The organism is Cronobacter sakazakii (assembly GCF_000982825.1).
Lineage (GTDB): Bacteria > Pseudomonadota > Gammaproteobacteria > Enterobacterales > Enterobacteriaceae > Cronobacter > Cronobacter sakazakii.
Window position 1 is genome coordinate 1,740,377 of the sequence record NZ_CP011047.1, and the last position, 13,218, is coordinate 1,753,594.

Sequence of the window (13,218 nt, forward strand, 5' to 3'; positions counted from 1 at the left end):
GTTCCCGCCCGAAAGGCTTACTTAGCGAGGCGTTTTTCGATAGCGTCCATCAGCATGCCGGTAATGGAAACCGGGTACTGCGCTTCGATTTCACGCACGCAGGTAGGGCTGGTGACGTTAATTTCCGTTAGCTTGTCGCCGATGATATCGAGGCCGACAAAAATCAGCCCTTTCGCTTTCAGCGTCGGTCCGACGCGACGGGCGATTTCCCAGTCGCTGTCTGTCAGCGGACGCGGTTCGCCACGGCCACCCGCCGCCAGATTGCCGCGGGTTTCGCCGCCCTGGGGAATGCGCGCGAGGCAGTACGGCACCGGCTCGCCGTCGACAACCAGCACGCGCTTGTCGCCGTCTTTAATCGCCGGCAGGTAGTTCTGCGCCATGCAGTAGCGGCTGCCGAGCACCGTCAGGGTTTCTGCGATAACGGAAAGGTTCGGATCGCCTTCTTTAACGCGGAAAATCGACGCGCCGCCCATGCCGTCCAGCGGTTTTAAAATGATATCGCTATGCTTTTCCCAAAAGGCTTTCAGCTGCGCTTTGTTGCGCGTCACCAGCGTATGCGGAGTGAGATCGGCAAACCACGCGGTAAAGAGTTTCTCGTTGCAGTCGCGCAGGCTCTGGGGCTTGTTGACGATAAGCGTGCCTTTCTCTTCGGCGCGCTCAAGGATGTAAGTGGCGTAGATGAATTCGGTGTCGAACGGCGGATCTTTTCGCATCAGCACTACGTCGAGATCGGCCAGCGCAATATCCTGCTCGGTGCCGAACTCGTACCACTTGTCGTAGTTTTGCTCGACGCTCACCAGACGCGTGCGGGCGCGGCCTTCGCCGTTATCGAGGTACAGATCCGCCATCTCCATATAGTGGAGTTCATAGCCGCGGCGCTGGGCTTCCAGCAGCATAGCGAAGCTGGAATCTTTCTTGATGTTGATGTTTGCGATGGGGTCCATCACGATGCCGAGCTTGATCATTATTTTTCTCCTTTAGCCCAGATCGCCAAAGCGCACCTGCAGTGCGGTGATGGCGGTGAGCGCAGTGGTCTCTGTGCGCAAAACGCGTGGTCCTAACAGGATATCAGTAAACTGGTAACGTGCGGTCATGGCAATTTCGTCAGCGGAAAGGCCGCCTTCCGGGCCAATCAGCAGACGCACGCGCTCAACGGGCTGCGGCAGCGTGTTGATGCTGTGGGCGGCGCGCGGGTGAAGATTGAGCTTAAGGCCGCTGTCCGGCTCGGCGCACCAGGCTTCGAGATCCATCGCCGGGCGGATTTCCGGCACCACGTTGCGACCGCACTGCTCGCAGGCGGCAATCGCGATTTTCTGCCACTGCTGCAGCTTTTTATTGAGGCGCTCTTCATCAAGCTTAACGCCGCAGCGCTCGGAGAAGAGCGGGGTAATGACGCTGACGCCAAGCTCAATCGATTTCTGGATGGTGAATTCCATTTTCTCGCCGCGCGACATCACCTGGCCGAGATGTAAAAAGAGCGGCGATTCGCGGTTCGCCTCTTCACGGCTCACCACATTCACCAGCACGCTTTTTTTGCTCGCCTGCGTGATTTCAGCGGCAAAGACGTGATTGCTGCCGTCGAACAGTTGCAGCGCCTGGCCTGCGCTCATGCGCAGCACGCGGCCAACGTGGTTCGCGGCGTCTTCATCAAGAGCGATTTCACGCCCGACGACCAGCGGCTCGGGGTGATAGATGCGGGGAATTCGCATGGGCATTTTCCGGTAAACGGGCTTGCGGCATCGCGCGGCAAGCCCTGCGTTAACAATTGCCCGGTAGTGTAGGTTAGCGGTTTTGCCCCTGGCAAGCCTGCTGTACGTAGGGGTTATGGTTGCCCTGCACCTTCGCGATGCGTTCGTCGCGGGTACACTCCCACGGCGTCACCGGGTAGAGCTTGTTCCAGGCCTCGAAAAGCTGCGTCTGGGCGCGCGACAGGTTGAGCTGATATTTATCGCGCATATAGAAATAGGTACGCGCGATAGCGCCGCGGGCGCGGGCAGGCGGCTCGGCCTGTTTATTTTTAAAGTCGACTTTCATTTCGCACTGGCCGTACTGGCCTTCACCGCCGCGCCACTGGCTGTAAAGGAAATTGCCGCGATCGCCGTTCACCTCGCCAACGGCGGGTTGCAGGTTATGAAGATCGGTTTCCATTTCGCGATAGACCGGGTCTTTATCGCAGTTTTTCCGTCCGCCATCCTGCCAGCACTGGCGCTGGTGGCCGAACTGCCACGCGGGCACCACGTGCTCCCATTCGATGCGCGACGCGCGATTTTCGTTTTTCCGCACCTGATAGCCGCATGCCTTGAGATCGGGGATCCCTTTTTTGCCCTGCCAGGTAATCGGGCATCCGCAGTAGAAATCGCCAGGCGCGTCGGCGTTGATTTTCACGCCAGCCGCTTTGGCCTGGCTGAAACTATGAATACCGGACGCCAGCGCGGCGGGTGCGGCAAAGGCGACGCACAGCGCCGCCGCCAGTGTAATTTTGCGAGACATCTTCCAGCTCCTTGTCCGAAGGTGTTCGCAACGTAACGAAGGCAGGCGCCGGAAGCAATCGGTTATTGCCAGAAATTTCCTGAAGGCGTCAGTTTTCTGCAACCAGCGTATCGCCGCAGCGCACGCAGCGGTACTGGGTTTCGCCGCGCACGACGCGGTTATGACGGCGCACGGTCAGTTGATGCTGCTGGCAACGACAACGGTAGGGGAAGGTGTTAGCTCGCACCGAATCGAGCTCAAACTGATGCGTACGGCGCGCCGGAACGCCAAGCACGCTTTCCATCATCCATTTCCACTCTTTGCCGTGCGGCGGCACACGGCCAAAATGCTTCCAGACCAGCAGGTGCGCCAGCTCGTGCGGCACCACTTCATCAATAAACGCCTGCTGGTTTTCCATCAGCAGTACCGGGTTTAAGCGGATTTCATAGCTTTCGAGCCAGGCGGTGCCTGCAGCGGTGCCGCGCTGTTGATAGACCAGTTTCGGTTCAGGGTAATTGCGGCCAAGTTTGAGGTTAGCGCGTGCGAGCGCGTCGCGCAGGCTGCGCATTACGGCCTGTTGAATGGCGATAGGGAGACGTGGGGTTTTCATAGCGAGAGGATAGAGCTGAGGAGGGGATGGGCGCAAGAGGCGGCAGCCCCTTGCGCATACCGCCCGCGTGAACGGGCGGCAAGGTCAGGCTTAGTCGTTCGAACCGATGTCGCGCAGTTTACGGCCCTGCATCAGGTTACGCTCGATATGCTCCAGCGACACGTGCTTGGTTTCCGGTACCAGCAGTACGGTCAGCACGATGAAGAACAGGTTGAGACCGGCGTAGACCCAGAAGGTCGGCGCGTTGCCCAGCGTGTTGAGCATGGTGAGGAAGGTCGCACCGACAATCATGTTCGCAATCCAGTTGGTCGTGGTGGAGAGCGTGATGCCGAAATCGCGGCCTTTCAGCGGCTGAATCTCAGAGCACAGCACCCAAATCAGCGGGCCGGCGCTCATGGCGAAACCGATGATAAACATCAGCAGCATCGCGACGGCGAAGTACTGGCCAGCCGGGCTGTCGATGCCCATATGCAGCATGGTGCCGAGAATGCCCATACCGGCGGCCATAACGATAAAGCCCAGAATCAGCGTCGGCTTACGGCCCCAGCGGTCAACCAGGCCGATGGCGATAAAGGTCGCCAGGACGTTGGTCAGGCCGACAATCACGGTGCCCCACATCTGCTCGGTAGTGTTGGAGTAACCCGCCAGTTCAAAGATTTTCGGCGCGTAATACATGATGACGTTCATCCCGGTGAACTGCTGCATCACCTGCAACAGAATGCCGAGGAAGACCGCGCGGCGGAAGTTGCTGTTGTCTTTAAACAGCGCCCAGCCGCCCTGTTTTACCTTCAGGCTTTCACGAATCTCTTCCAGCTCGCGTTTGGCTTCGGCGCTGGAGTCACGCAGGCGCAGCAGGACGCGCTCGGCGTCGTGGAAGCGGCGTTTGGCGGCGAACCAGCGCGGGCTGTCCGGCAGGAAGAAAACGCCAATCAGCAGCAGGATGGCCGGGATAGTGATAACCCCCAGCATCCAGCGCCAGGCGCCGCTGTAGCTGAACGCGGTGTCAGAGAGATACGCGCCCAGAATCCCGATGGTGATCATCAACTGATACATAGAAATCATACTGCCGCGGATTTTCTCCGGCGCAATTTCAGAGAGGTACAGCGGCGCGGTGTAGGAGGCGATACCGACCGCGAGGCCCAGCAGCACGCGGGAGATAATCAGCACTTCCACATTCGGCGCGAACGCCGAGCAGAGGGAGCCGATAACGAACAGCACGGAGCCAATCATCAGGCTGTATTTACGCCCGAGACGCGAAGAGAGCCAGCCGCTGCCGACCGCGCCGACCGCGGCACCAAACATCATGGAGCTGACCACCCACTCCTGTTGATGCGGCGTGATATTAAAATCTTTGGCGATAAAGGGCAGTGCGCCCGCAATGACGCCGATGTCGAGGCCGAAAAGAAGTCCTGCCAGGGCCGCCAGAAAGCAGACGAAGAACGTCATGGCCTTGTGTGAACGCCCCTGTTTTTTATTGTCAGGCATACTGCCCTCCAGTTGGGTTATTGGTTTTATCGTGGTAAAGGGTAAGTTAGCGTAACGTAAAAATATGTGATATCAGTCACGTGCGTGTAATCGGTTACACTACTGTCAGCTTGTGTAAAGCGCTTATCCCTTTTTTAATCAGTTAATTAGTGTAGCCAGAAACGAAGCGGCGGAGAGGAATTCAGACTAAACCGAAGCGGGATGTAACAGAATGCAGAAAGGGCATTTGCCTATAGACAATTCTGAAAAAACGCCGCTTTTCCTGCTCATGTAATCGGTTTCAGTGAGATCGTGTCCGTCGCGATGGCAGAAAGTATAGCTGCTGGCAGAAAAGAAGAAGGGGCAGGGGCTATCACTACCCAAAAAGCAAAAGGCCAGCACAAGGCTGGCCTTTAAGAGAATCACGCAGGGATTATTTCAGACCGGCAGCGTCGCGCAGCAGTTGCGCTTTGTCGGTTTTTTCCCACGGGAAGTGTTCGCGACCAAAGTGACCGTAAGCGGCGGTCTCTTTGTAGATCGGGTGCAGCAGATCCAGCATCTGGATCAGGCCGTACGGACGCAGGTCGAAGAACTCACGCACCAGCAGGGTGAGCTGCTCGGTGGCAATTTTCTCGGTGCCGAACGTTTCAACCATGATGGAGGTCGGCTCTGCGACGCCGATGGCGTAGGAAACCTGGATTTCACAACGGTCAGCCAAGCCTGCGGCCACGATGTTTTTCGCGACATAACGCGCCGCATACGCTGCGGAACGGTCAACTTTAGACGGGTCCTTACCGGAGAACGCGCCGCCACCGTGACGCGCCATGCCGCCATAGGTGTCAACGATGATCTTACGACCGGTCAGACCGCAGTCGCCCATCGGCCCGCCGATAACGAAACGGCCCGTCGGGTTGATGAAATATTTGGTGGATTCATTCAGCCATTCCGCAGGCAGAACCGGCTTGATGATCTCTTCCATGACCGCGTCGTGCAGAACGTTCTGCTCGATGTCTTCCGCGTGCTGGGTGGAAAGCACAACGGCATCGATACCCACGATTTTGCCGCCATCATACTGGAACGTGACCTGGCTTTTCGCATCCGGGCGCAGCCACGGCAGGGTGCCGTTTTTACGCACTTCGGCCTGACGCTGTACCAGACGGTGTGCGTAGGTGACCGGTGCCGGCATCAGCACGTCGGTTTCGTTGGTGGCGTAGCCGAACATCAGGCCCTGGTCGCCCGCGCCCTGCTCAAGCGGATCGGTGCGGTCAACGCCCTGGTTGATGTCCGGAGACTGTTTGCCGATAGCGCTCAGTACGGCGCAGGAGTTGGCGTCAAAGCCCATATCGGAATGAACGTAGCCGATTTCGCGTACCGTGTTGCGGGTAATCTCTTCGATATCGACCCACGCGCTGGTGGTGATTTCACCGCCGACCAGCACCATACCGGTTTTCACGTAGGTTTCGCAGGCTACGCGTGCTTTCGGATCCTGCTCAAGAATGGCGTCCAGCACCGCATCGGAGATCTGGTCCGCAATTTTATCGGGATGTCCTTCTGAGACAGATTCAGAAGTAAAAAGGTGTTTTGCCATGTTTTGTATCACCCTGGATAAATCAATTAGCTCAGCATACCGTGTGTCGGTGCCATCTAAGAAGAAAATTCTGCGGCCATGCAGGTAAACACACAGGAAGGCTAAGTGTTAATCAGTATAGATGGATTAACATCTGGACGGCTATTCTAGGTTAAATCTTAAGCCGATTTCCAGCAGTTTTTGCGGCATTGAACAATGCCTTTAACGCCGCGTTGGCAAGAATTCCTGACAAGGACGGCAAACGGCGCTTTTTTGTTTTGCTTTTTACCTGTGTTCCCGGTATAAAACGGCGCGCGCGGCTCCTGCAAAAAAGCGCACGGAAACAGTCTCCGTGTCGCCACTTCCAGCCGGGCTGAGAGTGATTTTTAGCTTTGGCTTATCGCCGGTCTACAAGGGCTGGCGTGGAGGTGATACCAGATAATGAACCGCCGTTATTCGCTTAATCTGCCATGCCGTTCTGGCGTGCGCTTTTCCCCCGCAACCTGCATCTCTTTTTTGCAAACCTGCCGATGTTCTACCCATCTCGGCGCTTCTCAGGATTCCCGGGCCGGTCACGGCTTGCGATAACTGAACAAGGGCTCTCCTGACGTCAGGAGTTTTCTCGTGGTTTCGCCGACCCGTCACACGGAGTTCGGTTACGTGTTTTACAATGATATGAATAAGAAACCGGTCGCGCGGCAGGGTGGTCAGCACTATGTGCTGGATAACTCTGCTGTTTATGGGTTGTTATCACAGTGTAACGCTGCGATAGTAGTTAACTGTTTTACACTTTCGACAAAATTTGAGGTTCGCTATGTCTGACGACATCTTTTCATCTTCGCCTTCGTCAGCGGGCGAACAGGGTGTACTACGTTCCATGCAGGAGGTTGCAATGAGCTCCCAGGAAGCCAGCAAGATGCTGCGTACTTACAATATTGCCTGGTGGGGCAATAACTACTACGACGTCAACGAACTGGGCCATATCAGCGTTTGCCCGGATCCTGACGTCCCCGAAGCGCGCGTCGATCTCGCGAAGCTGGTAAAGGAGCGTGAAGCTCAGGGCCAGCGCCTGCCTGCGCTGTTCTGCTTCCCGCAGATCCTGCAACATCGCCTGCGTTCCATTAACGCGGCGTTTAAGCGCGCCCGTGAATCCTACGGCTATAACGGCGACTACTTTCTGGTCTACCCGATTAAGGTAAACCAGCATCGTCGCGTCATTGAATCGCTGATCCACTCCGGCGAGCCGCTGGGCCTGGAAGCGGGCTCTAAAGCGGAGCTGATGGCGGTACTGGCGCACGCGGGCATGACCCGTAGCGTTATCGTCTGCAACGGCTATAAAGACCGCGAATACATTCGTCTGGCGCTGATCGGCGAGAAGATGGGCCACAAGGTCTATCTGGTCATCGAGAAAATGTCGGAAATCAAAATTGTGCTGGAAGAAGCCGAACGCCTGAACGTGATCCCGCGTCTTGGCGTGCGTGCGCGTCTCGCCTCGCAGGGCTCCGGCAAATGGCAATCTTCCGGCGGCGAAAAATCGAAATTCGGCCTGGCGGCGACGCAGGTGCTGCAACTGGTTGAGATGTTGCGCGAGGCCAATCGTCTCGACAGCCTGCAACTGCTGCACTTCCACCTGGGCTCCCAGATGGCGAATATCCGCGATATCGCCACCGGCGTGCGCGAATCCGCCCGCTTCTATGTGGAACTGCACAAGCTTGGCGTGAATATTCAGTGCTTCGACGTGGGCGGTGGTCTGGGCGTGGACTATGAAGGGACTCGCTCGCAGTCGGACTGCTCGGTCAACTATGGCCTGAACGAATACGCGAACAACATTATCTGGGCTATCGGCGACGCGTGTGAAGAAAACGGCCTGCCGCACCCGACGGTCATTACCGAATCGGGCCGTGCGGTAACCGCGCACCACACCGTGCTGGTCTCCAATATCATCGGCGTTGAGCGTAACGAATATACCGAGCCGACCGCGCCGTCTGAAGACGCGCCGCGCCCGCTGCAAAGCATGTGGGAAACCTGGCAGGAGATGCACGAGCCGGGCACGCGCCGTTCGCTGCGCGAGTGGCTGCACGACAGCCAGATGGATCTGCACGATATTCATATCGGCTACTCTTCGGGCTCATATTCGCTCCAGGATCGCGCCTGGGCGGAACAGCTCTACCTGAGCCTGTGCCAGGAAGTGCAGAAACAGCTCGATCCGCAAAACCGCGCGCATCGCCCGATTATCGACGAACTCCAGGAGCGCATGGCGGATAAGATTTACGTCAACTTCTCGCTTTTCCAGTCGATGCCGGATGCCTGGGGTATCGATCAGCTCTTCCCGGTGCTGCCGCTGGAAGGTCTGAACCACGCGCCGACGCGCCGTGGCGTGCTGCTCGATATTACCTGTGATTCCGATGGCACCATCGATCACTACGTCGATGGCGACGGCATCGCGACCACCATGCCGTTGCCGGAATACGATCCGGAAAACCCGCCGCCGCTGGGCTTCTTTATGGTGGGGGCGTATCAGGAGATCCTGGGCAACATGCATAACCTCTTCGGCGATACCGAAGCGGTGGATGTGTTTGTGTTCCCGGATGGCAGCGTGGAAGTGGAGCTTTCCGATGAAGGCGACACCGTGGCGGATATGCTGCGTTACGTCCAGCTCGACCCGGATACGCTGCTGACGCACTTTCGCGATCAGGTCAAACAGACTGGTCTTGATGCGGCGCTGCAACAGCAGTTCCTGGAAGAGTTCGAGAGCGGCCTGTACGGCTACACCTATCTCGAAGACGAGTAATCAGGTTTTATCCTCCTGCCGGTCGGGAGGCTAAAAAACGCGCGGCGAAATTTCCTGTTCTATACTGACGAGCATGAGCCGCGCGCTATTGAACCTGAACGAAAATCTGGCGATAATCCGCGCCAACAAGCTGTACACGAATCCATCCCTTCCTCGTCGGGTTTAACGACGCGGAGGGGATTTTTTTTATCCCACGTCTCAACCTTAAAAAGAGGTCAGATTCATGAACACCTTAGGCCATCAGTACGACAACTCCCTGGTTTCCAACGCCTTTGGTTTTTTACGCCTGCCGTTGAATTTCATGCCGTATGACAGCGACGCCGAGTGGGTGATCACCGGTATTCCGTTTGATATGGCCACCTCTGGCCGTTCGGGCAGCCGCTTCGGACCTGCCGCTATTCGTCAGGTGTCCACCAACCTCGCGTGGGAAGGCAACCGCTTCCCGTGGAACTTCGATATGCGTAAGCGCCTGAACGTCGTGGACTGCGGCGATCTGGTTTACGCGTTCGGCGATGCGCGCGAGATGAGCGAGAAACTCCAGGCGCACGCGGAAAAACTGCTGGCGGCCGGTAAGCGTATGCTCTCTTTCGGCGGTGACCACTTCGTGACGCTGCCGCTGCTGCGCGCCCACGCGAAGCACTTCGGTAAAATGGCGCTGGTGCATTTCGATGCGCATACCGACACCTATGCGAACGGCTGTGAATTTGACCACGGCACCATGTTCTACACCGCGCCGAACGAAGGCCTGATCGATCCGACCCGCTCCGTGCAGATTGGTATTCGTACCGAGTTCGACAAAGACAACGGCTTTACCGTGCTGGACGCGCCGCAGGTGAACGACCGCACCGTTGACGATGTGGTGGCACAGGTGAAACAGATCGTCGGCGATATGCCGGTATATCTGACGTTCGACATCGACTGCCTGGATCCGGCGTTCGCACCGGGCACCGGCACGCCGGTGATTGGCGGCCTGACCTCCGATCGCGCGCTGAAACTGCTGCGCGGCATTCAGGATCTGAACATCGTCGGGATGGATATTGTGGAAGTGGCACCGGCATACGACCAGTCTGATATCACCGCGCTGGCCGCGGCGACGCTGGCGCTGGAAATGCTCTACATCCAGGCGGCGAAAAAAGGCGAGTAATCTCTGCCAGGCCCGATAGCGTAATGCTTGCCGGGCTGACAGTATTCATTCGCAAAAACGCCGGACAAGGCGAAACTCTGTCCGGCGTTTTCTTTTATATAACGAAAGCCGCTTATTTCAGCCCGTCTGCCTTCATACGATCGCGAATGTGCTGCGCGCGCGCTTCCGAGGCCGGGTGATCGTCGAACATGGAGCTCTGACGGCCTTTTTCCAGCTTCGCGAGTTTCTCAAAGCTGGTGGCAAGCCCTGACGGATTAATGCCGCGTTTACGCAGCAGATCGTAAGAGTAGTCATCCGCTTCAGATTCCTGACGCTGCGAGAACTGCGCGTTCACCAGCTGTTCGCCAAGCTCGCCCAGCTGCGACTGCGACAGGCTGCCCACGATGCCGCCCGCAGAAGCCGCCGCACCACGCAATGCGTTGGTGCCCAGCGCCACCTGCATGCCGCGCTTCACGTGGCCCAGCGCGACGTGGCCCATTTCATGGCCAATCACCGCTTCCACTTCGTTATCGTTCATCATGTCCATCAGACCGCTGTAAACGCGGATGCAGCCGTTCGCCATCGCGAAGGCGTTAACGTCTTTTTCCTCGTAAACCTTGTAGTTCACCGGCTGGCCGTTGATGTTATCGCCAAGCGCCGCGGCGATTTTATTCAGTCGCTGGGTATACTGGCTGTTCGCTGGCGCGATTTTCGCTTTGCTGTCCTGCGATTTACAGGCTTCGTCGCTCAGCGCTTTTACCTGCGCGTCGCTTAAGGTGTAGGCCTGGAACGCCTCGGCGCCTGAGCTCAGCAGGCCGTTGGAATTCATATTTTGGCAGCCGCTCAGCAGCGCTGCTGCGGTCATGCTCAGTACTATCGCGCGCATTTTCATCGTTATGCTTCCACGCTCCATTGAGGTTTTCATTATCGTCGCCGCGAAACGGCTTCGCTGGCTTGCGGCTTAGTATAAAGAGGTTTGCGCACCTGCGGCGAGTGGGTTGCGCAAACTGCGAGCGGCTTCCAGAGATTTCTTATCGGACAAAAGGATGCTCCATGTACATGCCCAGCCGCTTGGGTTACATTGTGGGACACTTTTTCGGGCGTAGCCCATAACGCGTAGTAGTCAAGCCGTTAACAAGGCGTGGCCTTCAACTATCCGATCTGGAGTCAAAATGTCCTCTCGTAAAGAGCTTGCCAATGCTATTCGTGCGCTCAGCATGGACGCAGTACAAAAAGCCAAATCCGGCCATCCGGGTGCCCCGATGGGTATGGCTGACATTGCCGAAGTCCTGTGGCGTGATTTCCTGAACCATAACCCGCAGAACCCGTCCTGGGCCGACCGCGACCGCTTCGTGCTGTCTAACGGTCACGGCTCTATGCTGATTTACAGCCTGCTGCACCTCACCGGTTACGATCTGCCGATCGAAGAGCTGAAAAACTTCCGTCAGCTGCATTCCAAAACGCCGGGTCACCCGGAAGTCGGCTATACGCCTGGCGTGGAAACCACGACCGGTCCGCTGGGGCAGGGGATTGCGAACGCGGTCGGCATGGCTATCGCCGAGCGCACGCTGGCGGCGCAGTTCAACCGTCCTGGGCATGACATTGTCGACCACTACACCTACGCCTTCCTGGGCGACGGCTGCATGATGGAAGGCATCTCCCACGAAGTCTGCTCGCTGGCCGGTACGCTGGGCCTCGGCAAACTGGTGGCGTTCTACGATGACAACGGCATCTCCATCGACGGCCACATTGAAGGCTGGTTCACCGACGATACCGCGAAACGCTTTGAAGCCTACGGCTGGCACGTGGTGCGCGGCGTGGACGGCCACGACGCCGATTCCATCAAGCGCGCCATCGAGGAAGCGCGTTCTGTTACCGACAAACCGTCTCTGCTGATGTGCAAAACCGTTATTGGTTTCGGCTCGCCGAACAAAGCAGGCACCCATGATTCCCACGGCGCGCCGCTGGGCGACGCCGAAGTGGCCGCGACTCGCGAACAGCTGGGCTGGAAATATGAGCCGTTTGTGATCCCGCAGGAAATCTACGCGCAGTGGGATGCCAAAGAGATGGGCCAGGCCAAAGAAAGCGCCTGGAACGAAAAATTCGCGGCCTACGCGAAAGCGTTCCCGCAGGAAGCCGCTGAATTTACCCGCCGTATGAAAGGCGAAATGCCGGCTGATTTCGCCGCGAAAGCGCAGGAGTTTATCGCAAACCTGCAGGCGAACCCGGCGAAAATCGCCAGTCGTAAAGCCTCTCAGAATGCTATCGAAGCCTTCGGTAAACTGCTGCCGGAATTCCTGGGCGGCTCTGCCGACCTCGCGCCGAGCAACCTGACCATCTGGTCTGGCTCGAAAGCAATTAATGAAGATGCCGCAGGCAACTACATTCACTACGGCGTGCGCGAATTCGGCATGACTGCCATCGCGAACGGTATCGCGCTGCACGGCGGTTTCCTGCCGTACACCTCGACCTTCCTGATGTTTGTGGAATATGCCCGTAACGCGGTACGTATGGCCGCGCTGATGAAGCAGCGTCAGGTCATGGTCTACACCCACGACTCCATCGGTCTTGGCGAAGACGGCCCGACCCACCAGCCGGTTGAACAGCTGGCGGCGCTGCGCGTGACCCCGAACATGAGCACATGGCGTCCGTGCGACCAGGTGGAATCTGCGGTAGCGTGGAAATACGCGGTTGAGCGTCACGATGGCCCGACGGCGCTGATCTTCTCCCGTCAGAACCTGGCGCAGCAGGAACGTAGCGAGCAGCAGCTGGCGGATATCGCCCGCGGTGCCTACATCCTGAAAGACTGCGACGGCCAGCCGCAAATCATCTTCATCGCCACCGGCTCTGAAGTTGAACTGGCGGTTGCCGCTGCCGATAAACTGGCTGCAGAAGGCGTGAAAGCGCGCGTGGTTTCCATGCCGTCTACTGATGTTTTCGACAAACAGGATGCCGCTTACCGCGAAGCCGTGCTGCCGAAAGCGGTCAGCGCGCGCGTGGCTATCGAAGCGGGTATCGCCGACTACTGGTTCAAATACGTTGGCCTGAACGGCGCTATCGTCGGTATGACGACCTTCGGTGAATCCGCACCGGCTGAGCAGCTGTTTGAAGAGTTCGGCTTTACCGTGGATAACGTGGTAAGCAAAGCGAAAGCGCTGCTGTAATCGCGCATAGCGTTATAAAAACGAACGGGA

At 57.6% G+C, this 13,218-nt stretch carries 12 protein-coding genes; 5 read left to right on the plus strand and 7 right to left on the minus strand.

The annotated features are described in order from the left end of the window. Positions 1 to 17: 17 nt before the first annotated feature. From gshB to metK, 6 genes are all read right to left on the minus strand, one after another. Positions 18 to 965 (minus strand): glutathione synthase, encoded by a 948-nt coding sequence (gshB, locus tag CSK29544_RS08215; protein ID WP_029039025.1) that lies wholly within the window; start codon positions 963 to 965, stop codon positions 18 to 20. Positions 966 to 977: 12 nt separating this feature from the next. Further along, positions 978 to 1,709, minus strand: coding sequence for a 16S rRNA (uracil(1498)-N(3))-methyltransferase (gene rsmE, locus CSK29544_RS08220; protein WP_004385633.1), 732 nt, complete (start codon positions 1,707 to 1,709; stop codon positions 978 to 980). Between the two features lie 73 nt (positions 1,710 to 1,782). Then, positions 1,783 to 2,490, minus strand: coding sequence for a deoxyribonuclease I (gene endA, locus CSK29544_RS08225; RefSeq protein ID WP_007849015.1), 708 nt, complete (start codon positions 2,488 to 2,490; stop codon positions 1,783 to 1,785). Positions 2,491 to 2,578: 88 nt separating this feature from the next. Next, the gene (locus CSK29544_RS08230) at positions 2,579 to 3,079 is read right to left on the minus strand and encodes a SprT family zinc-dependent metalloprotease (protein ID WP_004385635.1); all 501 of its coding nucleotides are present in this window, start codon (positions 3,077 to 3,079) and stop codon (positions 2,579 to 2,581) included. Positions 3,080 to 3,169: 90 nt separating this feature from the next. After that, the gene (locus CSK29544_RS08235) at positions 3,170 to 4,564 is read right to left on the minus strand and encodes a sugar porter family MFS transporter (RefSeq protein WP_007796137.1); all 1,395 of its coding nucleotides are present in this window, start codon (positions 4,562 to 4,564) and stop codon (positions 3,170 to 3,172) included. A 412-nt stretch (positions 4,565 to 4,976) separates the two neighbouring features. After that, the gene (gene metK, locus CSK29544_RS08240) at positions 4,977 to 6,131 is read right to left on the minus strand and encodes a methionine adenosyltransferase (RefSeq protein ID WP_004385637.1); all 1,155 of its coding nucleotides are present in this window, start codon (positions 6,129 to 6,131) and stop codon (positions 4,977 to 4,979) included. A 420-nt stretch (positions 6,132 to 6,551) separates the two neighbouring features. Here metK and yqgG point away from each other — a divergent pair, with 420 nt between their 5' ends. The 4 genes from yqgG (at position 6,552) to speB (ending at position 10,045) form a co-directional block, all read left to right on the plus strand. Further along, positions 6,552 to 6,698, plus strand: coding sequence for a small protein YqgG (gene yqgG / locus CSK29544_RS25215; RefSeq protein WP_419715444.1), 147 nt, complete (start codon positions 6,552 to 6,554; stop codon positions 6,696 to 6,698). A gap of 87 nt (positions 6,699 to 6,785) precedes the next feature. Beyond that, a complete protein-coding gene (gene yqgB / locus CSK29544_RS22600) occupies positions 6,786 to 6,932 on the plus strand; it encodes an acid stress response protein YqgB (RefSeq protein ID WP_004385639.1) in 147 nt (48 codons plus the stop codon). Further along, complete coding sequence (gene speA / locus CSK29544_RS08245) at positions 6,925 to 8,901, plus strand: biosynthetic arginine decarboxylase (RefSeq protein ID WP_004385640.1); 1,977 nt, start codon at positions 6,925 to 6,927, stop codon at positions 8,899 to 8,901. The genes yqgB and speA overlap by 8 nt, the downstream gene beginning before the upstream one ends. 223 nt (positions 8,902 to 9,124) lie before the next feature. Beyond that, positions 9,125 to 10,045, plus strand: a complete 921-nt coding sequence (gene speB, locus CSK29544_RS08250; RefSeq protein WP_007718896.1) for an agmatinase — start codon at positions 9,125 to 9,127, stop codon at positions 10,043 to 10,045. Positions 10,046 to 10,157: 112 nt separating this feature from the next. Here the strand turns inward: speB and loiP are convergent, their stop codons facing one another. Then, the gene (gene loiP / locus CSK29544_RS08255) at positions 10,158 to 10,916 is read right to left on the minus strand and encodes a metalloprotease LoiP (RefSeq protein ID WP_004385643.1); all 759 of its coding nucleotides are present in this window, start codon (positions 10,914 to 10,916) and stop codon (positions 10,158 to 10,160) included. 280 nt (positions 10,917 to 11,196) lie between these two features. Between loiP and tkt the strand changes: the two genes are divergently transcribed. Next, a complete protein-coding gene (gene tkt, locus CSK29544_RS08260) occupies positions 11,197 to 13,188 on the plus strand; it encodes a transketolase (protein ID WP_004385645.1) in 1,992 nt (663 codons plus the stop codon). Positions 13,189 to 13,218 lie beyond the last annotated feature (30 nt).

Bases quoted from the DNA above. Each gene is read 5' to 3' on its own strand.
- speA (WP_004385640.1), top strand. From the start codon at position 6,925: ATGTCTGACGACATCTTTTCATCTTCGCCTTCGTCAGCGGGCGAACAG.
- tkt (WP_004385645.1), top strand. From the start codon at position 11,197: ATGTCCTCTCGTAAAGAGCTTGCCAATGCTATTCGTGCGCTCAGCATG.
- yqgG (WP_419715444.1), top strand. From the start codon at position 6,552: ATGAACCGCCGTTATTCGCTTAATCTGCCATGCCGTTCTGGCGTGCGC.
- yqgB (WP_004385639.1), top strand. From the start codon at position 6,786: ATGAATAAGAAACCGGTCGCGCGGCAGGGTGGTCAGCACTATGTGCTG.
- speB (WP_007718896.1), top strand. From the start codon at position 9,125: ATGAACACCTTAGGCCATCAGTACGACAACTCCCTGGTTTCCAACGCC.
- endA (WP_007849015.1), bottom strand. From the start codon at position 2,490: ATGTCTCGCAAAATTACACTGGCGGCGGCGCTGTGCGTCGCCTTTGCC.
- rsmE (WP_004385633.1), bottom strand. From the start codon at position 1,709: ATGCGAATTCCCCGCATCTATCACCCCGAGCCGCTGGTCGTCGGGCGT.
- gshB (WP_029039025.1), bottom strand. From the start codon at position 965: ATGATCAAGCTCGGCATCGTGATGGACCCCATCGCAAACATCAACATC.
- CSK29544_RS08230 (WP_004385635.1), bottom strand. From the start codon at position 3,079: ATGAAAACCCCACGTCTCCCTATCGCCATTCAACAGGCCGTAATGCGC.
- loiP (WP_004385643.1), bottom strand. From the start codon at position 10,916: ATGAAAATGCGCGCGATAGTACTGAGCATGACCGCAGCAGCGCTGCTG.
- metK (WP_004385637.1), bottom strand. From the start codon at position 6,131: ATGGCAAAACACCTTTTTACTTCTGAATCTGTCTCAGAAGGACATCCC.
- CSK29544_RS08235 (WP_007796137.1), bottom strand. From the start codon at position 4,564: ATGCCTGACAATAAAAAACAGGGGCGTTCACACAAGGCCATGACGTTC.